We start from the raw sequence: 22,773 nt of genomic DNA on the forward strand, positions 1-22,773 counted from the left end.
TGTCCGCGCGACTCACCGAGGCGGCGGGCCGGTCGCGGCCAGTGAACCGGGAGGCCGAACACCCCGATGGGCCGCGGCCGATCCCTCCACCGGAGGACGCCTGATCCCGCCTCCCCACCGGCGTCTCCCCGGACGGGCGCCGCGCCCGCCGTCCGGATCAGGCGGGGAACAGGCGGGGGAGCGCCGCGGCGAGGGCGGTGGTGGCGGCCCCCTCCGGGTCGGCCACGCCCTCGCCGCCGGCGTTGACGAGCAGGCCGTCGGTGAGCGCGAGGGCCAGCCTCGCGTCGTCGGAGTCGACGTCCCGTCCGGCCCGGGCGAAGAGCGAGACGATCACGCGGACCAGGTCGGTGTTCCAGTCGCGTACGACACCGGCGTAGGCGGGGTGGCGTCCGGCCTGGACGTAGCGCTCGTAGAAGGCGAGCGCGCCGGATTCGCCGACCGGTCCGGCGACCATGCGGACCAGGGCCGCGGCGAGTTCGCGCTCCCCTCCCGGCTCGAATCCGGCCAGGACCTCCTCCGCGTGGGCGCGGAACCTGCCGCCGAGGCGGACCAGCGCCTGGACGGTGAGGTCCTCCAGCGAGTCGAAGTAGTAGGTGGTGGAGCCGAGCGGCACGCCGGCGCGCGCGGCGACCGCCCGGTGGCTCAGCGCGGCGAAGCCCTCGCCGAGGATGATGTCCACCGCGGTCTCCACCAGTTCGGCCTTGCGCCGTTCGCCGCGTTCGGTCACGCCGCCTCCTCCCTCGGGTCGTCAGTGGGCGCCGCCGCCCGCCAGTTGCAGGGCGACGACCCCCGCCAGGATGAGCACGATCGCGACGATGCGCAGCACCTGGACGGGATCGCCCAGGAACATCATGCCGAAGACCGCGGTGCCCGACGCCCCCAGACCGGTCCACACCGCGTAGGCGGTGCCGACGGGCAGGGAGCGCAGGGACAGGCTGAGCAGGGTGAAGGACGCCGCGGCGGCGGCGACGAAGGTGACCGTGGGCCACAGTCGGGTGAATCCCTCGCTCATCTTCAGGGCGATGGCGAAGACGGTCTCCAGCAGCCCCGCGATGATCAGCAGGATCCAGGCCATGACGAACTCCTTTTGTACGGCTGTACACAATTGTACGGTCGTACAATTTCAGGGGCAACGTCAGACCGGTCACCTCCGGCACTCCCTCTCGCGTCACCGCACGGCGGCGCGAGGGCGGGAACGCGCTGGGGTGCCTCCTCGTGGCCCTCCACGGCCCGGGGCGCGGACCCGCGGGATCGGCCGCGCGGCGGGGTCCCGGGCCACCACGCGCCTCCTCGCCGGAGCGCTCGACCCCCTCGCGTCCCCGAACGGTCAGCCGGCCACGGAGACGGAGACGGCCGGACCCAACACCCGTCGGCGACGAGGGCGACCGCCCATTCGGGGCACGGCAACAGGCCGCCACCGGCCGCCACCCAGCCGGACGGCACTGGTCCCAGCGGGAGACGGTTCACCGGACAGGACGCGGACCCTGCGGGTGCCCCGTGTCGGCGGCGGGATCGATCACCTCGCCGGCGAACCGGAACATCGCGCCTCTAACCACCCGAGAACGCGGGAAGACGGCGCCCCGTCCCGGCAGGTCCGCCCCGGGCCGGCTACAGCTCCGGCGCGCGGTGGCGGCGGCCGGTTCCGGTCAGCAGCAGCGCCCTCGTGTCCAGCAGGATGTGCAGGACGACGGGGATGAGCAGGCTTCCCGTCCCCAGGTAGAGCACCATGAACAGGGCGCCGAGCAGCCCGGGGCCCACCAGCCCCCACCAGCCCTGGTAGACGTGGGCGAGCGCGAACAGGACGCACGACGCCACGGCCGCGGCCCACAACGGCAACCCCAGGGACACCCCCAAGGCGACGAACAGACCGCGGTACAGCAGCTCCTCGCAGATCCCCGTTGTGATGGCCAGGCCGATCCCCAGCCGCCGCTCGGTCCGCGAGCGCGGCGCGAGCGTGGTGATGACGTGCCCGCCCGGGGTCGCGCGCGACGACGACGGCGCTCCACCCGCGCGCCCGGAGCGCCGGGACCCGCCCGAGGCGCCACGGTCGCGCGTCAGCAGCCACAGCACCAACGCCGCCAGGCAGAAGCCGATGACCGCGGCCAGCAGCGGCCCCCACTGGCTGGGCGCGCGCAGGCCCAGGTGCTGGGCCTGCACTCCCGGGGACAGCAGGACCGCGACGACGATGAGCGCGGTCCAGGTCCATTCGACGCCGATCGTCGTCCGGTACAGCCGGGTCAGCGCGCGCGGGTCCGAGGGGCGTCTTCGCTCCAGCCGGGCGAACCCGCGTCGGCCCAGCAGCGGCTCACCGACCGCCGCGTAGGCCACCAACACGATGCCGATGATCGTCGCGGCCGTACTGAACTGGGGAACGCTCTCGCTCCATGGCACGGGCCACAGCCTAAGAGATCGCGAGGGCCGTTCGGGTCCCGGCGGCGCACCCGGATCCCCTCCTTCTCCGAATCTCCTACGTAGCCGGATGACCTGGGCTTTCGCCCCGGCGTGTCGTGTTTTCCCCCTTGCGGGATGTGCCGATGGGGGGTGACCGTAGAAGGTGTCCCCTGTCACACAGGACGCGGGACATCTGTCTCTTCCCATGGGAGTGATGCACCATGGCGGACAAATCCGGTACGGTCACCGCCGGCAGGGCGCCCACGGCCGATCAGCCCGCGAACATCCGCAACGTCGCGCTGGTCGGCCCTTCCGGCTCCGGAAAGACCACGCTGGTCGAGGCGTTGCTGTCGGCCTCCGGGACGATCGAACGCGCCGGCCGGGTCGAGGACGGCACGACCGTCAGCGACCACGACGACGTGGAGGTCCGGCAGAAGCGGTCGGTGAACCTCGCCATCGCCCCCGTCCGGGTCGGCGGCGTCAAGGTCAACCTGATCGATACACCCGGTTACGCCGACTTCGTCGGTGACCTGCGCGCCGGACTGCGCGCCGCGGACGCCGCGCTGTTCGTGGTCTCCGCGATCGACGGCGTTGACGGGCGCACCCGGCTGCTGTGGGACGAGTGCGCGCGGATCGGGATGCCGCGCGCCGTCGCGATCAACAAGATCGACCACCACCGGGCCGACTTCGACGGCGTCGTCGAACAGTGCCGGGCCGCGTTCGGCGAGGGGGTCGTCCCCGCCTACCTGCCGGTGGTCTCCGGCGAGGGAGACGAGCGCACCGTGCGCGGGCTGGCGGCCCTGTTGTCGGGGCGCTACACCGACCACACGGGAGCCGAGCGGACGGTCCGTGACGGGCTGCCCGAGGAGATCGCCGCGCAGGCCGGGCCGCTGCGCGACGCCCTCATCGAAGGCGTGATCCAGGAGAGCGAGGACGAGACGCTCATGGACCGCTACATGGAGGGCGGGCAACTCGACGCGACGCTGCTGATCACCGACCTGGAGGCCGCGGTCGCGCGCGGCGGGCTGCACCCGGTGCTCGCGGTCTCGGCCACCACCGGCGTGGGCGTGGCCGAGCTGTTGGAGGAGCTGCCCCGGGCCTGCCCCTCCCCGCCCGAACGGCCGATCCCGCCGGTGACCACGCCGGAGGGGCGCCCGGTCTCCGACCTGACGTGCGACCCCGACGGGCCGCTGCTGGCCGAGGTCGTCAAGACGGTGAGCGATCCCTACGTCGGCCGGGTCAGCCTGGTCCGTGTCTTCTCCGGGCGGTTGCGCCCCGACTCGTCGGTCCACGTGTGCGGACGCGGCCTGGCCGATCGCGGCCACGAGGACCACGACGCCGACGAACGGGTGGGCGCGCTCGCCGAGCCGTTGGGCAACCGGTCCCGGCCGGTGGGCGAGGTCCTGGCCGGTGACGTCTGCGCCGTGGCCAAGCTGGCGCACGCCGAGACGGGGGACACCCTGTCGGACAGGGAGCGTCCCCTGCTGATGCCGCCGTGGACGTTCCCCGACCCGCTGCTGCCGGTGGCCGTGCACGCGGCACACGCCTCCGAGGAGGACCGGCTCGCCCAGGCGGTGGCGCGGCTGTCGTCCGAGGACGTCACGCTGCGGGTCGAGGTCAACCCCGAGACGCACCAGCTGGTGGTGTGGTGCATGGGCGAGGCCCACCTCGACGTGGCCCTGGACCGGCTCGCGCACCGCTACGGGGTGGAGGTCGAGACCGAGGAGGTGCGCATCCCGCTGCGCCAGACGTTCACGATCCCGGCGCAGGGCATGGGACGCAACGTCAAGCAGAGCGGCGGCCACGGCGAGTACGGGGTCTGCCACATCAAGGTCGAGCCGCTGCCGTCGGGGTCGGGGCTGGAGTTCGTCGACGAGATCGTCGGCGGCGTCGTGCCGCGCCAGTACGTGCCCTCGGTCGAGAAGGGCGTGCGCGCCCAGATGGAGCAAGGGGTGGGGCCCGGGTACCCGGTGGTGGACATCCGGGTGACCCTCTACGACGGCAAGGCCCACTCGGTGGACTCCTCCGACATGGCCTTCCAGAAGGCGGGGAGGCTGGCGTTGCGGGACGCCGCCGAGAAGGGGCAGGTCACCCTGTTGGAACCGGTGGACGAGCTGTCGGTCGTCGTCGCCGACGCCTACATGGGCGCGGTGATGAGCGATCTGAGCTCCCGGCGGGGCAGGGTGGTGGGCACCGAGTCCCTGCCCGGCGGGCGCACCCTGATCCGGGCCGAGGTCCCGCAGGCGGAGATCGCGCGCTACGCGATCGACCTGCGCTCGGTCTCCCACGGGACGGGCACGTTCAGCCGGCGCTACCTGCGCCACGAGGCGCTGCCCCGGCACCTGGCGGACAGGTACGTCACGCCGAAGGCCGGGGCGCGCTGAGACCCGTCCGCCGCTGGGGGCCGTCCCGATCGGGGCGGCCCCCACACGTGCCGGCGCGGCGGCGCGGCGCTCACCCCCGTCTCCCGGCGGGCACCTCCTCCCGCGATCGGCTCCGCGGTGGCGCCACGACCCGGCCCTCCTCGACCCACAGCTCGGCACCGGCGAACGCGCGGCACAACGCCCGGTCGTGCGAGACGACGACGATCGCCCCCGGGTAGTGCCTCAGCGCCTCCTCCAGCTCCTCGACCAGGTCGAGGGAGAGGTGGTCGGTGGGTTCGTCGAGCAGCAGCAGGTCGGTGTCGGCGGCCAGGACGCGGGCGAGGGAGAGCCGGCGCAGCTGCCCGGTCGACAGCGTCCCCAGCCGCGCCTCCAGCCGGTCGGGGCGGAACAGGCCGAACGACAGCAGCCGTTCGGCGTGCTCCTCAAGGGTGCCGGGCCTTCCGGCGGCGAAGGCGTCCAGCAGGGTCCGTCCGGGGTCGGTGACCACGGTGTGCTGGGGGAGCAGACCGATCCGGCCGCGGCGGCGTACCACGCCCCGGTCGGGCCGCACCTGTCCGGCGATCACCCGCAGCAGGGTGGTCTTGCCGGCCCCATTAGGGCCGCGCACCAGGAGGCGCTGTCCCGCCTCGATCTCCAGGTGGGCGACGGCGAGCCGGTCGCCGACCGCCACGTCCGCCATTCCGACGAGCACGCCCCGCGTCTCGCCGCCGCCGGGGCGGGCCGTGAAGCGCAGGGGGTCGGGCGGGCGCGGCACGGGGTCGGCGTGGAGGCGGCGCAGCCGTTCCCGGGCGTTGCGGATGCGGACGGACATCGACCCCTGGACCCGGCCCGCGGCCCGGTCGTAGGCCATCTTGTTGTTGTCCCTGATGGCACGGCCGGGGGCGACCTGCCGGGCGGTGAGGGCGACCTGCGCGGTGAGGCGTTCCACGTCGCCGCACCACCGCTCGTAGTCCTGTTCCCACCGCCGGCGGGCCGCGGCCTTGCCCTGGAGGAAGCCGGCGTAGCCGTCGCCGTGGCGCACGACGGTACGGCGCTGGGCGTCGACCTCCAGGATCGCGGTGGCGGTGCGTTCCAGGAAGAGACGGTCGTGGGAGACGGCGACGACGGTGCCCCGGTGGGCGCGCACCCGTTCCTCCAGCCAGGCGGTGGCGTCGGCGTCGAGGTGGTCGGTGGGCTCGTCGAGCAGGAGGATCTCGGGCGGGGCGGCGAGCAGGCCGGCCAGGGCGAGCCGGACGCGCTGTCCCCCGGAGAGGGTGGAGAGGGGGCGGTCATGGCCGATTCCGGCCAGGCCGAGGATGTCGAGGGCCGCGGCGACGCGGGCGTCGGCCTCGTATCCGCCGCGCGCCTCGAAGGCGGAGAGCAGGTCGCCGTAGGCGGCGAGATCGGCGGGACGGGCCTGGTCGAGGACCGTCTCCAACTCGCGCATGCGCCGTTCCATGGCTCGCAGGTCGGCCAGGGCGGTGTCGATCGCCTCGCCCACGGTGTGTTCCCCGGGCAGGGCCACGACCTGGCCGAGGTGGCCGACACCGTTGTCGGCGTCCACGGTGACGCTTCCGCTGTCGGGCTGCTGTTCGCCGGCCATCAGGCGCAGGAGGGTGGACTTGCCGGCGCCGTTGTCGCCGACGACCCCGACACGCTCGCCGGGGGTGACGGTCAGGGAGATCCGGTCGAGGATCAGTCTCCCGTCGTAGGAGACGGTGACGTCACGCAGGGAGAGCTGAGTAGGCAAAGAGGACTCCGATCGCTTCGGGCGCGGCCGTGTGGCGCGCGAGGGGTGGGGGAAGGGGCGCGTCCTCGCAGGTCCATGACTGGTGTCTCCTCACGTACGAACCTAAGGCAACTTTAGTTGCGTTAAGCTGATCCTGGACCATTTCCGCTCCCGACGCAACCGGAGAACCGCGTTCCATGGAGGACGAGAACACGCCCGGCACCCGACGGCCCGGCGGACGGACCGCCCGCACCCGGGCGGTCGTGGTGGCCGCGACACTGGCCGAACTGGGCGAATACGGCTATGGCGGGCTGACCGTCGAGGGCGTCGCCCGTCGGTGCGGCGTCCACAAGACGACCCTGTACCGGCGCTGGGGCGGCGTTGACGGCCTGCTCTGCGACGCCCTCGACGCCGCGAACGACGACACCTGGCTGCCGGCCGACACCGGGACGATCGACGGCGACCTGCGCGAGATCGCCCGCGAGGTGGTGCGGGGCTTCACCGGCCCGCAGGCCCCGGTCCCCTCCGCCGTGATCGCCGCGGCCTTCCAGTCCGAACGCGCCGCGGCGGCCCTGCGCGGGTTCTTCGCCGTCCGTCACCGGCGCTGCGCCGTCGCCGTCGCCCGGGCGGTGGAGCGCGGCGAACTGCCCGCTGACGTCGACGCGGTGGACCTGGTCCGCACGGCGGTCGCGCCGTTGTACTACCGGCTGTTCGTCAGCCGTGAGCCGGTCGGACTCGACGACGCCGACCGCGCCGCCGCCACCGCCCTCGCCGCGGTCCGGGCCACCGCGCACCGCGGCTGACGGTCCGGTCCACCCGGTTGCGCCCCGACCGTATCGAGGCGCGGGGAAGACCGGTATCAACGGGAAAGTCGGCGGAAAGCCGCATGCCCGGACAACAGGCAGAGAGTCCACCACGGGATGAATTCGCCGCGCTCTACCATGCACACATGCCGAACGCTGCCCTCAGCCTGGACCGAATCGAAGCGGCCAGCCGCCTCATCGACCCCGTTTTCCGCGACACCCCCCACCTCGCCGACGAATCGCTTTCCCGAAGCCTGGGACGCGAGGTATTCGTCAAGATCGAAACGCTCACCCCGGTCCGCTCGTTCAAGGGACGCGGCGCGGACTTCCTGCTCGGCCACACCAAGGAGACCAGGACGGTGGTGTGCGCCTCCACCGGCAACTTCGGCCGGGCGTTGGCCCAGGTGGCCCGCCGCCGCGGCCTGGGCGCCTGCGTCTTCGCGCCGGTCGGCACCGCCCCGGCCGAGATCTCACGGCTGCGCGGGCTGGGCGTCCGCGTCGTCGTCGAGGGGCGCGACATCGACGACGCCCGGCACGCCGCGAGCGTCTACACCCGCGGACGCGGCGACCTCGTTCTGATCGAGGAGGGGCGGGAGGCCCGGATCGCCGAAGGCGCCGGGACCATCGGCGTGGAACTCGCGCCGTTACGCCCCGACACCGTCCTCCTCCCGGTCGGCAGCGGCGCGTTGGCCGCCGGCGTCGGCCGTTGGCTGAAGGCGCGCTCCCCCCGCACCCGCGTGATCGGCGTGTGCGCGGCCGGCGCCCCCGCCATGGCCCACAGTTGGCGCGCCGGATCGCCGATGGCCACCGCGCACGCGCGCACCTTCGCCACCTCCCTGGCCGTGCGCTCGCCCACGCCCGAGGCGGTGGAGTGGATGCGCGACGTCGTCGACGACATGCTCCTCGTCGAGGAGAAGGCCATCGACGACGCGCTGCGCCTGCTCCGCGACACCCTCGGCCTCCTCGTCGAGCCGGCGGCCGCGGTCGGCATCGCCGCCGTGCTGGCCCACGATCCACCCGGGGCGCGGACGGCGACGGTCCTGACCGGCGGGCGCTCCCCGGTGGAGGCGGTGCGCGCCCCCTGACCCCCGCCACGCGAACGCTCCACGGTCACAGCAGCCGGCCCGGCCGCTCCCGGTCCCGCAACGCCGCGAACCGCCAGGTGTTGATGGGATGGCTGGACAGGAAGTTGACGAGCAGCACGAAGAACCCCTGGTCGGTGTGGGCGCGGGCGACGATGTCGTCGAAGTCGACCCGCCGGTAGAGGTACTTGCCCGCGGCCAGGACCCGCAGCCCCTCCACCCCTTCGGGGCAGAACACGTAGGCGTAGTTGTCCGCCGTGTACTCCTGGGCCCGGCTCAGACCGGCCCCCACCCCGGGGACGAACTCGGCGATGGACACGCCCAGCTGACGCCAGAACGAACCGTGGCCCGCCGCGATGTGGCCCACCTCGTGGCCGATGACGAAGCGCAGCGCGTCGCGGTCGGTCATGCGTCCGCCGATCTCGAACAGATCGCTGTGGATCGCCACGTAACGACGGAACCCGTGTCCCGAGGCGAAGGCGTTGATCCGCCCGTTGCCCGGTACCACGTAGGCGTCGGGGACATCGGGCAGGCCGAAGGAACGGGCCGCGTCCACCACCATCCGGTGGACCTCGGGAAACTGCCCGGGGCCGATGCGCACCCCGTTGACCCGCTGGCGGGCGTAGAGCTGCCCGCGGGTGAAGTAGACCAGGGCCGGGATGCCCAGAAGCAGGAGGGGGCGCCCGGTGTCCCCATCGAAGACGCGGTTGAGCGTGCCCACGATCGTCAACACGGTCACGACCACGCACAGCGCCAGCAGCGCGTTCTCCCGGGGATGGCGCAGGGCGCGCCGCCGGTCGCGGTCACCCCAGCGCAGGACGGGCATGGGCTCATTGTCGTGGCGCGGGCCCCTCCGCGAAATCCCTTCGGCCCGACCGGGTCACTCCCGGTACGGGTAGGGCAGATCGTCGCTCAGCGGGTCCTCCCCCGGCGCGGGCGGCGGGGCGGCGACCGGCGGACCCGACGGCGGAGGGGCGGGGAACGCCGGCCCCGTGGGCGGCTGCGGTCCCACGGGCTGTTGCGGGCCCGTGGGCGGCCGGCCGGGACCGGTGTCGGTGCCGCGCGTGGGCCCCGTGGGCGGCGGAGGCGGTTCCTGCGGCAGCCCCGCCCGATCGGCCCGGCCCTCGTCGGCCCGGCCCTCGTCGGCCCGGCCCTCGTCGGCCCGGACCTCGTCGGCCGGGTCCTCCTCGGCGAGCAGGGCCGCCATGTCCGCGTCGCGGGTGGAGTCCAGCTCGGGCTCCTCCTCCACGACGGGCTCCCCTGCCGGGGCGGGGACGGACGCGGGCGGCTCTCCCAGGAGGGAGGGGTGGCCGGCCGTCGCCGCCTCGGCCGGGGGCCGGGGCGAGGTGTGCCCCAGGTAGGTGAGCGCCCCCAGGGTGAGCGCGGCCAGGCCGACGCGCAGGGTGGGTTCGCGGTCGGGGGCGAAGAACGGCGAGTGGTTGCCGGGCACCCCGGCGAGCTTCTCGTAGGGGGTGCTCCCCGGTGCCGCGTTCCACACGTCGTGCGGGGTCCCGCCGATGAACCAGAACACGTAGGGCACGGGGTCGGGGCCGTCGGACAGCCCGAAGTCGCCGAAGTCCTCGCTGCCGGTGAACGGCTCGGGCATGTCGACGACGTAGGCGTCGCCCAGGTAGGCGCGGTGCGCGGCGGCGAGCGCGGCGGTGTGCGCGGGGTCGTTGCGGGTGACGCCGGCCTGCTGGACCAGGGTGATCTCGGGTTCGCGGGGCGCTCCGGAGGCGGCGGCCTCGGCCCGGACGATCCGCTCGATGGCCGCGTGGAGACGCCGCTGCACCCGCTCGTCGAAGGAGCGGGTGTTGATCTCCAGGTAGGCCTCATCGGGGATGATGTTGGCCTTGCTGCCCGCCCTGAGCACGCCGACGGTGACGACCGCGCTGTCGGCCGGGTCGATCTCGCGCGACACCACGGTCTGCAGCCTGGTGACGATGGAGGCCGCGATGACCACCGGGTCGATCGCGTTGTGCGGCCGCGAGGCATGCCCGCCGGAGCCGAACACCCGGACCCGCAAGGTGGCGCCGGCCCCCAAGATGACGCCGGCGCGGTGGGCGATCAGGCCGGCCGGCTGCGGACCCACATGCTGGGCGAGCGCGATGTCGGGCCGGCCGAACCGCTCGTACACGCCGTCGCGGAGCATGCCCTCCGCGCCGTCGATCATCTCCTCGGCGGGCTGGGCGACGATCATGAGGGTGCCGCTCCACCGCTCGCGGGTGCTCGCCAGCAGGTCGGCGGCGCCCACGAGGCAGGCGGTGTGCACGTCGTGGCCGCAGGCGTGCATGATCGGGACCTCGTTGCCCTCGCTGTCGACACCGCGCGCGGTGCTGGCGTAGGGCAGGCCGGTCTTCTCCTCGACCGGCAGCGCGTCCATGTCGCCACGCAGCATCACGGTGGGCCCGGGGCCGTTGCGCAGCACGCCGACGACGCCGGTGCCGCCGACCTCCGAGGCCACCTCGAACCCGGCGCGCGACAGCCACTCGGCGACGGCCCGCGAGGTGCGGTGTTCCTGGTGCGACAGCTCGGGGTTGCGGTGCAGGTCAACGTAGAACCCCTCGACGAGCGGGAAGATCTCGTCAACGAGTCGCATCACCGCTTCGCCGTGCTGGGCGACACGTTGTGGATCGACCGCCTGCGGCACTGCTTCCACCGCCTTCATCGGGTACGGGCCTGGGGCGCGGCGGTGCCCCGGACATGGGGCGCTCCGCCGCGCCGATTCTCCCGCCAGGGATGACGAATCTCAAACGCGGGTGCGGCGCACCGCTCCCCTCGTGCGGGTTCGCTCCCGATGAGAAGGTTCGTCCCCAGCGGATCAAGATCAAAGTGGAATCAAGTGTCCACGAAGGAGTAACGTCCCTCCCAGCGATTCCACAGGTGTGTGCGCTAAGGGCCGGCTCCGCCATGGCGGAGGACCGGCGATCCCCCTGTGGGTGAACCCGCTGTGGGCGACCCGCTCCGCCCGTCGCGTCGACACAGAACAACGACCGGAGTCTCCGTGCCCTCGTCTTCCCCGTCAACCCCCCTCGACCATGCCCGGACCCGGGAGGAGAGCCCCGCGCCTCCTCCCCCGAAACAGCGCGACGCGCTGCTCGACAACGCCAAGTTCCTGCTCATCGGCCTGGTCGTGATCGGCCACGCGATCAGCCCCCTGGAGAACTCCCGCTCCGCCGAGGTGCTGTACTTCTGGATCTACCTGTTCCACATGCCGGCGTTCGTGCTGATCAGCGGCTACCTGTCGAAGTCCTTCGACGCCTCCCCGCGTCGGATCGACAAACTGCTGACCACCGTGGCCGCGCCCTACCTGGTGTTCTGGTTCCTCTACGCGCTGCAGTCGCTGTGGGTCGGGCGCGACATCCCCGGCTCGCCTCTCCAGGCGCTGTGGTTGACCTGGTTCCTCGCCGCGCTGTTGGTGTGGCGGCTGACGGTCCCCCTCTGGTACCGGGTGCGTCACCCCGTGCTGATCTCGATCGCGATCTCGTGCTGTGCCGCCGTGGTCGACCTGGGCACCGTCATGGCGTTGCCGCGCATTCTCAGCCTGTTGCCGTTCTTCGTGGCGGGCCTGTTCCTGGAACCCCGCCACCTCGCCTTCCTCCGGCACACCTGGGTGCGGGTGTGCGCGGCGGTCACGATGGCGGCGAGCGCCGTGGCGACCTACCTGTTCCTCCAGCCGGAGCTGCACCCGACGTGGCTGTTCTGGAGCAGGAGCCTGACCGACCGCGACATCGAGCTCTTCCCGCTGGGGCTGCCCATCCGGCTCTTCCTGCTCGTCACGGCGGCCGTGCTGACCGCGGCGTTGCTGGCGCTGACCCCGCGCCGCGCCACCTGGTTCACCGGCCTGGGGGCGCTGACGATGTACGCGTTCCTGCTGCACGGGTTCCCGATCCGGTTCGCCCAGTACTTCGGGCTGTACGAGCACCTGTCGGGCCTGTCCGGACTCGTGGTGGTCGGCGTGGCCGCGGTCGCGCTGACACTGCTGTGCATGACCCCATGGGTGCGGCGGGCCACCTCCTGGGCGGTCGAACCGAAGGTGGGGCCGCTGATCCTGCGCCCCTCCGAGCCGAAGTCCCCCCAGGGCTCCTGAAATCCCCGCCGGGCGCCCGAACGCCGGCGGGGGCCGGGTCCGCACGCGGACCCGGCCCCCGCCCGTTGCCGCACCGGTTCACCCGGCCTGGATGCGGTTCATCTCCTTGGTGAAGTCCCGGGTCGCCAGCCACAGCTTGTAGACGATCACGACCTCGAAGAACAGCAGGGCCGCGCAGGAGAGGACCACGACCGGCACGATCAGGCCGGGCAGCGGCGAGATCGGCGCGAGGAGCGCGGTGAGGGGCGCCAGCACGCACACGAACATCTCGAACTCGATGCCGCTGAACAGGTGCGGACGCACCCGGCTGCGCAGCAGGAAGGCGCGCACCCGCTCGTACCAGCCGAACTTGCGGCTGAACCCCTGGTGGACGTCGATGACGCGGGCCCCCGACAGGTGCGCCCCCGACCGCACCTGCTCGGCGTCGAGGTCGGGGTTCTCCCGCAGGACCTCCTCCATGAACACCACCGGCGCGCCGTCCCCCGCGGTCGCCGGCGCCGCGTCGATGGGCTGCTCGGCGGTCTCGGTGCTCTCCGGGTCGTCACCGGCGGTGTCGGCCGGGCTGCCCGTGGCCGCGGCGCGCAGTTTCTCCCGCATGCTCTGCCGGGTCTTGGCGACCTGTGATCCGTTGAGGTAGCGCAGCAGGTCGACGAAGGTCACCACCGGCGTCAACAGCAGGTAGACCACCTCACCGGTGGCCGCCCACTGTCCGACGAGCAGGGCGAGCATGCACCCGAAGAACCGGATGCGGTCGAAGATGAAGTCCACCCACGCGCCGAACACCGACCCGTTGTTCTTCAGCCGGGCGATCTTGCCGTCCATGCAGTCGAGCACGAAGCTCAGGTGGAACAGGATCGCGCCGGCCACCAGCCAGGGCCAGTCGGCGAGCGCGAAGCAGATCGCCGACCCCAGGCCGAGCACGCCCGCGCCGAAGGTGATCTGGTTGGGCGTGATGTTGGTGTGGTTGGCGGTCCACACGACCAGGCGGGACGCGAGCGGGTCGACGAGGAACACCGTCCACCACGCGTCCCGTTTCTTATAGGTGCGCTCGCGGACGTCCGCGAGTGTGAAGCTCGTCATCTCATCTCCTGCGGGTCTCCCGCCGGTGGCGCGCGCCACGTCACCGTGCGCGTCGCAAGGGGACACGACCGGGGGAGGGGAGGGTGGGTGTCAGCCGGAAGATCATTCCAGACGGTATGCCGGGTGACCTAATCGGCGCGGTCATAATTGACAAGTAAGAGGGGTTGTGGGCCGAACGGACACGTTCGCCCGCCATCCCCCGAAGCAACGACCGAGGTAGAGGCGTGCGCTTTCTGAACAACCAGGTCCCCAACCACGACCTGACCTACAGCGACGTGTTCATGGTTCCGCGGCGCTCGGCCGTGGGATCCCGGCTGGACGTGGATCTCGCGTCCCATGACGGGACGGGGACGACCATCCCCATCGTAGTCGCGAACATGACCGCGGTCGCCGGACGGCGGATGGCCGAGACGATCGCCCGACGCGGCGGCCTGGCCGTGATCCCCCAGGACATCCCGATGGACGTCGTCGCCGACGTCATCCGCTGGACCAAGGAACGCGACCTGGTCCACGACACCCCGATCACGCTCGGCCCCGACAGCACGGTGGGCGACGCGCTCAACCTGCTGCCCAAGCGGGCCCACAACGCGGTCATCGTCATCGACGACAAGCGCCGTCCCCTCGGCGTGGTCACCGAGGCCGACTGCACCGGCGTGGACCGCTTCACCCAGTTGCGCGAGGTGATGTCGGCCGACCTGTTGACGATCACGGCGGGGACCGACCCCAAGGAGGCGTTCGGGACGCTGCACGACTCCCGGCACCGTCTCGCCCCCGTGGTGGACGCCGAGGGCGCGCTCGTGGGCGTTCTCACCCGCACCGGCGCGCTGCGCGCGACCCTGTACCGGCCGGCCGTCGACGCCAACGGGGCGCTGCGCGTCGCCGCGGCCGTGGGCGTCAACGGCGACGTGGCGGGCAAGGCCGCGCAGCTCCTGGAGGCCGGCGCGGACGTCCTCGTGCTCGACACCGCGCACGGCCACCAGGAGAAGATGATCTCCGCGCTGCGCAAGGTGCGCGCGCTCGACCCCCAGGTGCCCGTCGTCGCCGGGAACATCGTCACGGCCGAGGGCACCCGCGACCTCATCGAGGCGGGCGCCGACATCGTCAAGGTCGGGGTGGGGCCGGGCGCCATGTGCACCACCCGGATGATGACCGCGGTCGGCCGGCCCCAGTTCTCCGCGGTGCTGGAGTGCGCGGCCGCGGCGCGTGAGCTCGGCAAGGCGGTGTGGGCCGACGGCGGTGTGCGCCACCCCCGCGACGTGGCGCTGGCGCTGGCGGCCGGCGCGTCCAACGTGATGATCGGCTCCTGGTTCGCCGGGACCTACGAGTCGCCGGGCGACGTGATGCGCGACGCCCAGGGCCGCCTGTACAAGGAGAGCTTCGGCATGGCCTCGGCTCGCGCGGTCCGGCTGCGCACGGCCGAGGACTCCCCCTTCGACCGCGCGCGCAAGGCCCTGTTCGAAGAGGGCATCTCCACCGGCCGGATGTACCTGGACCCCGAGCGGCCCAGCGTCGAGGACCTGGTCGACGAGATCGTCGCCGGGGTGCGCAGCTCCATGACCTACGCGGGCGCGACCACGCTGGACGAGTTCCACGAGCGCGCGACCGTGGGGGTGCAGAGCGCCGCCGGCTACAGCGAGGGCAAGCCCGTTCCGACGAGCTGGTAGCGGCCCGCCGGGCCGAGGCCCGGGGTGGCGGGGATTGGACCGCCGCCCCGGACCGTTCCTCCCTCTTGACCTGCGTGATCCGCCTTTCCACCGGGAAGGCACAGGTTCGGCCAATGGCACGCGCGTCGCGTTGAGTTTCCCGTTGCGCTCCGTGAGGCTCGAAGGACACGGCGGAACGTGTCCTCTCCCGAGCCGCCCGGCCGGGCCGGAGGTACGCGGGACGAGGGGGCCGAACGGATGCGTCGGGCGACGGGAGCGCGGGTGGAGGCCCGCGGGCTGGGGCTGCGTACGGGCAGGGGCCCGGTGTACCAGGACGTCGACCTGGACGCCGCCCCCGGATCGCTGACGGCCGTCCGGGCCGAACAGGGCTGCGGACGGACCTCCCTGTTGTTGACGCTGGCCGGACGGATGCGGCCCACCTCCGGCTCCCTGCGCGTGGACGGCCACGAGCTCCCCCACAGGGCGCGGCTGGTGCGGCGGATCGCCGCCCTGGGGGTCAGCGAGGGGGTGAACGACCTCGACGACCGGCTGCGGGTGCGCGAACACCTGCGTGAACGGCTGCTCCTGCGGATGCGCCCGGCCCGTGGCGCGCTGACGGGCGCGGCGCTGGAGTCGGCCGGGTTGGCCGAGTCGGACGGGCGCCGGCTGGTCAGGGAGCTGGACACGCTCGAACGGCGTCGGCTCGGGGTGGCCCTGGCGCTCCTGGAGGAGCCCCGGCTCCTGGTGGTGGACGACCTCGACCTGGGGCTGGGACCGGACCATCAACGCGACCTGTGGCGGACCCTGCGCGACCTCGCCGACGACGGGCCCACCGTCGTCGCCGCCTGCGCCGACACCGCGGCGGCCGAGGATGTGGCACCGGCGGTGGTGGAACTGCGCCGTCCCCCGGCCCACGCGGCGGACGAGGGTGCGGCCGCCTCCGAGGACACCGAACCGCTGGAGCCGTTGCCCTCCCACCGCGCCCCGTCCCACTACGTCCCGGCCCACCGCGCCCGGTCGCGCGGGTTCCTCGCCCTGCGGGGCAGATCTGGACCTCGTGAGGAGGGGTCCGCGCCCCCGGTCCCGACGCCGCGCCGCGGGGAGGGGCGCCTCCCCGACCACGCTCCCCTCCGACCACCCCGGCCGCGCGGCGGCCACGTGCGGACGCTCCAGCCGGACACGGGGCCACGCCAGCCCCGGCACGCGCGTCCCGACACGGAACCGGTGGAGGACGGGAGGTGACCGGACCGTGAGTCCTCGCGTGCTGCCCTCGGCCCGCGTCGCCGGCCTGGGACTGCTGTCCTTCCTGCGGGCGCCGTTGCCGGCCGCGGCGCTGGCCGCGCTCGTCCTCATCCCGCTGCTCTACTCCGGCCTGTACCTGTGGTCGTTTTGGGACCCGTTCGGGCGGCTGGAGCGCCTTCCGGTGGCGCTGGTCAACGAGGACCGGGCCGTCACCGTGGACGGCTCCCGGCTGCACGCGGGGGCGGACCTCACCGACGAGCTGCTGAAACGCGGCGATCTGGACTGGCATGCCGTGGGCGCCGAGACGGCGGCCCGGGGGGTCGCCGACGGCAGCTACTACCTTTCCCTGACCATTCCCCGGAACTTCAGCGCCCATCTCGCCACGCCCGCCGACCCCGAGGCCGAACCGGTCCCCGCGAAGCTGGAGGCCCACTTCAACGACGCCAACGGCTACATCGTGCGGGAGGTGGTCGACACCCTCTTCATCGAGATCAAGGACGCGGCGGGGGCGACGGCCACCGCGCGCTACCTCGACCGCATCTTCCTCGGCTTCAACGAGATCCACAGCCGAACGGAGGAGGCCGCCCACGGCGCCGCGAAACTCGCCGAGGGGACCGACGACGCCAAGAGCGGCGCGGACCGGTTGGCCTCCGGTCTCGCCGACGCCAGGGACGGTGCCGGCGGGCTCGACTCGGGACTGGACGAGGCCAAGGACGGCTCCGCCTCACTCGCCTCGGGCGCCGCCAGCGCCAATGAGGGCGCCCACGAGCTCGACTCGGGACTGGGCGAAGCCAAGAACGGCTCCGCCTCACTCGCCTCGGGCGCCGCCAGCGCCGACGACGGCGCCCACGAACTCGCCGCGAGCCTGGCCGAACTCGACGCGGGGGCGGCCGAACTGGCCTCCGGCGCCACCGCGGCCTCCGAGCGGGTCTCCACGGCCGCCGACGCGCTCGACCCGATCGCCGCCGAGGTGATCCCCCGGTTGCGCGACGACGCCCCCGCGATCCAGGCCGGCGCCGGCGCGGTGGCCGACGCCGCGACGGCGCTGGCCACCGCGCTGGAGGAGCTGCCGACCGCCGTCTCCGCCGTGGAGGAGGGGACCGCGGATGTCGGCGGCCGGATCGGCGCCTACCTCGACGCCCATCCCCGGCTCGCCGAGGACGATCCTCTGCTGTACGCGCTGCTCACCGACGCGCGTACCGCCGTGGACCGCGCGGTCGCGGTCGAGGCGTTCGTCCGCGACAACGACGAGAGGATCTCCGCCATCGCCGCCGACGCCACCGAGGTGGCGGAGCTGGCCTCGGCGATCGCGGCCGAAGCGCCCGATCTCGCCGACGACGCCGAGGCGGCGGTGGGCGCGGTGGACGAGCTCGACGCGGCGCTGGCCGACATCGCCGAGGGCGCCCGGACGCTCGACGACGGGCTGGACGCGGCCTCGGCCGGGGCGGCCGATCTCGCTGATGGCCTGGACTCGCTCTCCCAGGGGGCGACCACGCTCGATGACGGCCTCGGCGACCTCAGCAACGGAGCGACCACCCTCGACAACGGCCTCGGCGACCTCAGCAACGGCGCAACCGCCCTCGACAACGGCCTCGGCGACCTCAACGACGGAGCGACCACCCTCGATGACGGCCTCGGCGACCTCAGCAACGGCGCAACCGCCCTCGACAACGGCCTGGGCAACCTCAGCGACGGAGCGCACGGCCTGTCGGAGGGCCTGGCGAACGGCCTCGACCAGATCCCCACCTATGACCAGGGGGAACGTTCCTCGCACCGGGCGATGATGAGCGACCCGGTGCGGCTGAGCGAGAGGATCGACAACGAGGCGCCCCAGTACGGCACGGGGTTCGCGCCCTTCTTCCTGCCGTTGTCGCTGTGGGTCGGCGCGATGGTGACCTACCTGGTCCTGCCCGCCGTGTCCGGTCGGGCCCTGGCCAGCACCGCCCGGTCGTGGCGTGTCACCCTGGCGGGGTGGCTTCCCGCGGCGGCCATCGGCGCCGGCCAGGTCATCGTCATGCTGTCGGTGCTCCACCTGGCCCTGGGCCTGGACGCGCGCCGCTGGCCGGCGACCGTGGCCCTGATGGTGCTGTGCGCGCTGAGCTTCGCCGCCCTGGTCCAGTGGCTCAACGTCCAGTTCGGCCTGGTCGGCCGGGCCATCGCCCTGGTGTTGCTGATATTGCAGCTGACCTCCTCGGGGGGCACCTATCCGTTGGAGACCAGCCCGGGCTTCTTCCAGGCCGTCGCCCCCTTCCTGCCGATGAACAGGACGGTGGCGGCGCTGCGTCACCTCATCAGCGGGGGCCAGACCACCGAGATCTGGCAGGCCGCCGCGCTCCTGACGGGTTACCTGGTGGCGGCGCTCGTCTTGACCTGGATCGCCGTGGCCCGCAGGCGTGCCTGGACCCTGGGACGGCTGCACCCGACCCTGGTGGTGTGAGCGGGCCGGGCGCGACGCGCGGAGCCGATAATGGAGGTTGTGCCCGCCCCCACCGACGAGGAGATCCGATGAGCGCCCGCCGTGAGGCGACTCGGCAGAAGTTGTTCGAGGCAGCGATCACGTTGATCTCCGAACAGGGTTTCGGCGCGACCACGGTGGATCAGATCGCCGAGCGCGCGGGGGTCGCGAAGGGGACCGTCTACTACAACTTCGCCGGCAAGGCGGAGCTGTTCACCGCGCTCCTGGAGTGGGGGGTGGACCGCCTCGCCGAGCATCTGCGCGCGGCCGTCTCCGGCCCGCCCCGGGCCGCGCTGACCGAGGTGCTGCGGGCCGAGCTGGCGTTCATCGGCACGCACGAGGCGTTCGCCCGCCTGCTCATGGCCGAGACGTGGCGGACCAACCAGGTGTGGTACGCGGCCGTGCGCCAGATCCGTTCCAAGGCGATCGGCGTCATCTCGGGGCTATTGGAGGAGCTGGCCGCCGAGGGAGAGCTGCCCGCCGGGCTGGACGTCGGTGTGGCGGCGTCGGCCCTGTTCGGAATGGTGCTGACCGTGGCGCTGGACTGGCGCACCCTGCAACCGGACCGCCCCTTGGAGGAGGTGCACACGACCGTGGCCCGCATGGTCGAGGGCATGCTCCGCGCGGACGACCGGTCTGGTGAGACGAACGGCGGGCCTTCGCTCACCCCCAGGCGAACACCCCGATGAGCGCCCCGATGAGCAGGCAGGCCCCGCCCAGCATCCCGACCATGGCCCGCACCCCGCCGCTCTGCCACGGCCCTTCGACGACCCTGGCCCGTTCGGGCCGCGCCCGGTCGTAGGAGACGACGACCGGTTCGCCGGTGCGGGCCGCGGCCCAGGCGGTGCCGGCGTCGGTGGTGAGGATGTCGCGGCCGTCACGGGTGCGGAACCGCACCACCATGCGCGAGGTGCGCCCTGTCTCCTGGTACCCCACGATCTCGCCGGGTGCCCGGATCCCCGACCTGGTGAGACCCAGGTCGCGTGCCGCCCACGCGAGCAGGGCCAGGCCCACGACGATGGGCAACAGCGGGTACAGCTCCATGAGTCCACTCCGCGATGTGTCCGGATGAGCGCCGGAGTCCCCTACCCCGTCTCTGTGCGCTCAACGGTCGGCCGGATCGGAGTGTTCCGGGGGAAGCTCGCGCAGTATGCCGGCGGCGATCTGGTCGGTGGCGGCCACGCCGTGGCCGAGCTCCCCGAGTTCGGCCATCACCGCCTCGACCGTGGACCGCCCGTGCTCCCCGTCCGCCTCGGAGAGGAGCGCCAGGAGCCGTTCCAGCCCCAGGACGGTCGCCGCCAGCCGATGGCGGACCTCCTCGTGCCGGAACCGGTGGTGGGGCGGGTGGTCCGCCGCGTCCAGGCGCAGCCCCACCAGGTGCGAGGTGGCGGCGAGCCGCTCGACCGCGGCGACCACGGAGGCGAACGCCGCGGGCACATCCGGGCCCGCCGCCTCCGCCCGCCGGGCCGACCGGGCGACCTCCCCGGCGACGCGCCGCGCCCGGTGGACCGCGTCGGCCTCGGGACCGGCCGGCACGGCCGCCCCGCGGTTCGGGGGCTCCTCGGGGAAGAGGTAGCCGAGGACGAGAACCCAGGTGAGCCAGACGATCGCCGCGACGGCGACCGAGGCGAGGAGGGGGACCCCGACGGCCCACGCCAGCCCGCCGGCGATCGCGCCGGTGAGAAGGCCCCTGGGGTCGGCGAGCCTGCGCTGGAGCAGGGCACGTGCGCGCATGGGCATGGCCTAGAAGTTGGAGATGACGGCCTCGAACACCTCACCGATGCTCTCGGGGTCGGAGGAGTCGTAGGCGGCGGCTTCGGTGGTCTCGGCGATGCGGGTCACCGTCTCCAGGTCGGCGTCCTCCCCGTAGGCGATGGTGAAGACCCGGGTGGTCTCACCGCCCGCCTCCGCCTCCAGTTCCCCGATCAGCTCCTCCAGGCCGATGCTCTGGAAGTCCTCGTTGCGCCCGTCGGTGAGGAAGACGACCGCGTTGATCGCGTCGTCGCGCCCTTCGGCCGAGACGTGGCGGTGCGCGGCGAGGACCGTGTCGTACAGGCCGGTGCCGCCCGCCGCGGGTAGTCCCTCGACCCGTTCGACGATCTCCTCGCGATGGGTCCGACCGTCGCCGCGCTCCCCCATCGGGGTGATCGGGGCGAGTTCACGCCAGTCCCGCCCGTCGTCCCCCAGCTCGGTGCTGAACATCCACAGGCCGACCTCGTCGGTGTCGGCGAACTGTTCCAGCGAGTCCGTCGCCGCGTCCTTGGCCAGTTCCAGCTTGGTCCTGCCGGTGCCGGGGACCTCCTGCTGCATCGACCCGGAGGTGTCGACGACGATCAGGACGTCGGCCGGCTTGCGCAGCTCGGCCCAGTTGCCCAGCATCTCGTCGAGCACCCCCGAGGAGGGCAGGGTGAGCAGGTCGCCGGGCTCTTCCGCGATCAGCCCGTTGTCGAGGGTGTGCGCGTCTCCCGTGGCCCCCTCGTGGTCACGGAAGCCGTTGTCCAGGAGGGTCTGCTGGACCTCGGCGCCGAGCAGGTAGTCGAGGAAGCCCTCCGCGGCCGTCCGCCGCGCGTCGTCGGCCCAGTCCAGGACCACGTAGGGGTGGTCCGACATCAGGGTGCCCTCCTCCGGGTAGACGGCGACGAGCGGCACCTGGGGGGCGGCGTGGTCCCCGAGGGTGGCGGGGTCGCCGCTCGGGTTGCCCTGGTTGTAGTGCAGCACCGACATCTCCTCGACCGCGACCGCGGAGATGTAGGTGAGCCCCTGTCCTTCCTCGTCGGCGCGCTGGAGGTTGGCCAGGAAGGTCATGGTGATGTCGCCGTAGTGGACGATGGACCGCTCCACCCCGCTGACGAAGGCCCTGGTCCGGCTCGACGCGAGTTCGTCGACGGTCAGGTCGGAGGTCAGGCCGGTGGCCGCGAAGTAGGCGCCGATCGTGGCGTTGAGTCCGGAGGTCGAGTAGTTGGGGTTGGTCTTGCCCATCCGGAAGTCCCCCCACTCGGGGTGACCGACGCTGCCCCAGCCCGCGCCGTCGGTGGACAGCTCCAGAAGGTCCGACCAGCCGATGGACTCGTCGGGCCAGCCGAGCGCCTCGGCCATGGGACGGGGCATCGCGATGACGAGCGGGGAGTTGGCGATGGAGGGGAGATCCTGCGGGATGAGGTCCTCTTGTTCGCCGCCCTGGAGCCGGTCCCGGGCGATCTGCACCCAGCTGGAACTGGCCGGGAGCCACACGTCGGGGCGCGGGCCGAGTTCGGCCTCGTCCCACTCCCCCGATCCGATGGCCTCCAGCGTGGTCCCCGACGCCTGTTCGACGACCTCGACCGTGACGCAGGCGCCCCCGGCCTCGGTCTCGCCGTACTCCTCCGCGAACCGCTCCATCAGCCGCGCCTTCTCCGGGGAGGAGACGACGGTGAGGGGCCTGCTCTCTCCCGAACAGCCGGCGAAGGAGGGGAGGGGGGCGCCGACCGCGGCCCAACGTACGAGCGCGATGACGAGGACCGCCACGAGCGCGACGATCGTGTAGGGGAGGATACGTTTCCGCCGCGGTGTCCCGTTTGCCATCTCAACCGCCCAACTTTGTCCAGGTATGCCCGCGCAAGTTAGAGGAAGGCTAGGCGTATCAGGTTGCATCACGGCGGCGGTTCGGCACGGTTACTCCAACGTTCCCGTCCTCCCCCGGCCACTCCGTCGCGTGACGCGCCTGGCGCTAAGCGTAACTATTTGATAATTCTTCGCGTTCGCTCCGTTATCGCGCCCTCCCCCTCTCCTCGTCGACATGGGCAAACGCCCGTGGAGCAATCACAGACCGACACATGGCCCCTTTAAGGACCAAAGGCCCTGTCACCCAAGCGAATGCCGTTTCGGACAGACAAGGTACGATCCGATGGCCGGATTC

Annotated in this window: 18 protein-coding genes; 8 read left to right on the plus strand and 10 right to left on the minus strand. The window is 72.7% G+C overall.

What is annotated here, in order from left to right; translation table 11 throughout:
- Window positions 1-157: 157 nt before the first annotated feature.
- The 3 genes from ACYVHU_RS09790 to ACYVHU_RS09800 all read right to left on the minus strand — a co-directional run bounded on the left by ACYVHU_RS09790 (window position 158) and on the right by ACYVHU_RS09800 (window position 2,391).
- Window positions 158-727: a TetR/AcrR family transcriptional regulator gene (locus ACYVHU_RS09790; protein ID WP_498948159.1), complete on the minus strand. Its 570-nt coding sequence runs from the start codon at window positions 725-727 to the stop codon at window positions 158-160.
- Window positions 728-748: 21 nt separating this feature from the next.
- Window positions 749-1,075 carry a DMT family transporter gene (locus tag ACYVHU_RS09795; RefSeq protein ID WP_432936791.1) on the minus strand — a complete coding sequence of 109 codons (327 nt, stop codon included), beginning with the start codon at window positions 1,073-1,075 and terminating at the stop codon, window positions 749-751.
- A 533-nt stretch (window positions 1,076-1,608) separates the two neighbouring features.
- A complete protein-coding gene (locus ACYVHU_RS09800; protein WP_432936794.1) occupies window positions 1,609-2,391 on the minus strand; it encodes a CPBP family intramembrane glutamic endopeptidase in 783 nt (260 codons plus the stop codon).
- Between the two features lie 221 nt (window positions 2,392-2,612).
- Here ACYVHU_RS09800 and ACYVHU_RS09805 point away from each other — a divergent pair, with 221 nt between their 5' ends.
- Entirely contained in the window at window positions 2,613-4,775 is a 2,163-nt protein-coding gene (locus ACYVHU_RS09805) for an elongation factor G-like protein EF-G2 (protein WP_078761554.1), read from the plus strand.
- A gap of 70 nt (window positions 4,776-4,845) precedes the next feature.
- On the opposite strand, the gene abc-f is transcribed toward ACYVHU_RS09805, so the two are convergent.
- Window positions 4,846-6,504 (minus strand): ABC-F family ATP-binding cassette domain-containing protein, encoded by a 1,659-nt coding sequence (gene abc-f, locus ACYVHU_RS09810; RefSeq protein WP_498948160.1) that lies wholly within the window; start codon window positions 6,502-6,504, stop codon window positions 4,846-4,848.
- A gap of 176 nt (window positions 6,505-6,680) precedes the next feature.
- Between abc-f and ACYVHU_RS09815 the strand changes: the two genes are divergently transcribed.
- Both ACYVHU_RS09815 and ACYVHU_RS09820 read left to right on the plus strand, forming a co-directional pair.
- Window positions 6,681-7,286: a TetR/AcrR family transcriptional regulator gene (locus ACYVHU_RS09815; protein ID WP_078761556.1), complete on the plus strand. Its 606-nt coding sequence runs from the start codon at window positions 6,681-6,683 to the stop codon at window positions 7,284-7,286.
- Window positions 7,287-7,432: 146 nt separating this feature from the next.
- Window positions 7,433-8,371 carry a threonine ammonia-lyase gene (locus ACYVHU_RS09820; protein ID WP_498948161.1) on the plus strand — a complete coding sequence of 313 codons (939 nt, stop codon included), beginning with the start codon at window positions 7,433-7,435 and terminating at the stop codon, window positions 8,369-8,371.
- Window positions 8,372-8,396: 25 nt separating this feature from the next.
- Here ACYVHU_RS09820 and ACYVHU_RS09825 read toward each other — a convergent pair whose 3' ends face one another.
- Both ACYVHU_RS09825 and ACYVHU_RS09830 read right to left on the minus strand, forming a co-directional pair.
- Window positions 8,397-9,194, minus strand: coding sequence for a M48 family metallopeptidase (locus tag ACYVHU_RS09825; RefSeq protein WP_078761558.1), 798 nt, complete (start codon window positions 9,192-9,194; stop codon window positions 8,397-8,399).
- A gap of 54 nt (window positions 9,195-9,248) precedes the next feature.
- Window positions 9,249-11,027, minus strand: coding sequence for an amidohydrolase (locus ACYVHU_RS09830; RefSeq protein ID WP_498948162.1), 1,779 nt, complete (start codon window positions 11,025-11,027; stop codon window positions 9,249-9,251).
- A 345-nt stretch (window positions 11,028-11,372) separates the two neighbouring features.
- Here ACYVHU_RS09830 and ACYVHU_RS09835 point away from each other — a divergent pair, with 345 nt between their 5' ends.
- Window positions 11,373-12,458: an acyltransferase family protein gene (locus ACYVHU_RS09835; RefSeq protein ID WP_498948163.1), complete on the plus strand. Its 1,086-nt coding sequence runs from the start codon at window positions 11,373-11,375 to the stop codon at window positions 12,456-12,458.
- A 78-nt stretch (window positions 12,459-12,536) separates the two neighbouring features.
- Here the strand turns inward: ACYVHU_RS09835 and ACYVHU_RS09840 are convergent, their stop codons facing one another.
- Complete coding sequence (locus ACYVHU_RS09840) at window positions 12,537-13,538, minus strand: CDP-alcohol phosphatidyltransferase family protein (RefSeq protein WP_498948164.1); 1,002 nt, start codon at window positions 13,536-13,538, stop codon at window positions 12,537-12,539.
- A 224-nt stretch (window positions 13,539-13,762) separates the two neighbouring features.
- On the opposite strand from ACYVHU_RS09840, the gene ACYVHU_RS09845 reads away from it, so the two are divergent.
- The 4 genes from ACYVHU_RS09845 (at window position 13,763) to ACYVHU_RS09860 (ending at window position 19,567) form a co-directional block, all read left to right on the plus strand.
- Window positions 13,763-15,202, plus strand: coding sequence for a GuaB1 family IMP dehydrogenase-related protein (locus tag ACYVHU_RS09845; RefSeq protein ID WP_078761562.1), 1,440 nt, complete (start codon window positions 13,763-13,765; stop codon window positions 15,200-15,202).
- 177 nt (window positions 15,203-15,379) lie between these two features.
- The gene (locus ACYVHU_RS09850) at window positions 15,380-16,423 is read left to right on the plus strand and encodes a P-loop NTPase family protein (RefSeq protein ID WP_498948165.1); all 1,044 of its coding nucleotides are present in this window, start codon (window positions 15,380-15,382) and stop codon (window positions 16,421-16,423) included.
- A gap of 7 nt (window positions 16,424-16,430) precedes the next feature.
- Window positions 16,431-18,860, plus strand: coding sequence for a YhgE/Pip family protein (locus tag ACYVHU_RS09855; RefSeq protein ID WP_498948166.1), 2,430 nt, complete (start codon window positions 16,431-16,433; stop codon window positions 18,858-18,860).
- Between the two features lie 68 nt (window positions 18,861-18,928).
- On the plus strand, window positions 18,929-19,567 hold the full coding sequence (locus tag ACYVHU_RS09860; protein WP_432936815.1) for a TetR/AcrR family transcriptional regulator: 639 nt from the start codon (window positions 18,929-18,931) through the stop codon (window positions 19,565-19,567).
- Here the strand turns inward: ACYVHU_RS09860 and ACYVHU_RS09865 are convergent.
- Genes ACYVHU_RS09865 through ACYVHU_RS09875 form a run of 3 tightly spaced genes read right to left on the minus strand, consistent with a single transcriptional unit; the run spans window position 19,542 to window position 22,382 of the window.
- Window positions 19,542-19,922: a DUF3592 domain-containing protein gene (locus ACYVHU_RS09865; protein WP_078761565.1), complete on the minus strand. Its 381-nt coding sequence runs from the start codon at window positions 19,920-19,922 to the stop codon at window positions 19,542-19,544. The two genes, ACYVHU_RS09860 and ACYVHU_RS09865, sit on opposite strands and share 26 nt — an antisense overlap.
- 60 nt (window positions 19,923-19,982) lie before the next feature.
- Entirely contained in the window at window positions 19,983-20,618 is a 636-nt protein-coding gene (locus ACYVHU_RS09870; protein WP_498948167.1) for a hypothetical protein, read from the minus strand.
- A 3-nt stretch (window positions 20,619-20,621) separates the two neighbouring features.
- A complete protein-coding gene (locus ACYVHU_RS09875) occupies window positions 20,622-22,382 on the minus strand; it encodes a substrate-binding and VWA domain-containing protein (RefSeq protein WP_498948168.1) in 1,761 nt (586 codons plus the stop codon).
- Window positions 22,383-22,773: the final 391 nt, after the last annotated feature.

The organism is Marinactinospora endophytica, from assembly GCF_054780875.1.

Coding starts and splice junctions, on each gene's coding strand:
- ACYVHU_RS09860 (WP_432936815.1), top strand. CDS start 18,929: ATGAGCGCCCGCCGTGAGGCGACTCGGCAGAAGTTGTTCGAGGCAGCG.
- ACYVHU_RS09820 (WP_498948161.1), top strand. CDS start 7,433: ATGCCGAACGCTGCCCTCAGCCTGGACCGAATCGAAGCGGCCAGCCGC.
- ACYVHU_RS09870 (WP_498948167.1), bottom strand. CDS start 20,618: ATGCCCATGCGCGCACGTGCCCTGCTCCAGCGCAGGCTCGCCGACCCC.
- ACYVHU_RS09795 (WP_432936791.1), bottom strand. CDS start 1,075: ATGGCCTGGATCCTGCTGATCATCGCGGGGCTGCTGGAGACCGTCTTC.
- ACYVHU_RS09865 (WP_078761565.1), bottom strand. CDS start 19,922: ATGGAGCTGTACCCGCTGTTGCCCATCGTCGTGGGCCTGGCCCTGCTC.
- ACYVHU_RS09815 (WP_078761556.1), top strand. CDS start 6,681: ATGGAGGACGAGAACACGCCCGGCACCCGACGGCCCGGCGGACGGACC.
- ACYVHU_RS09840 (WP_498948164.1), bottom strand. CDS start 13,538: ATGACGAGCTTCACACTCGCGGACGTCCGCGAGCGCACCTATAAGAAA.
- ACYVHU_RS09825 (WP_078761558.1), bottom strand. CDS start 9,194: ATGCCCGTCCTGCGCTGGGGTGACCGCGACCGGCGGCGCGCCCTGCGC.
- ACYVHU_RS09805 (WP_078761554.1), top strand. CDS start 2,613: ATGGCGGACAAATCCGGTACGGTCACCGCCGGCAGGGCGCCCACGGCC.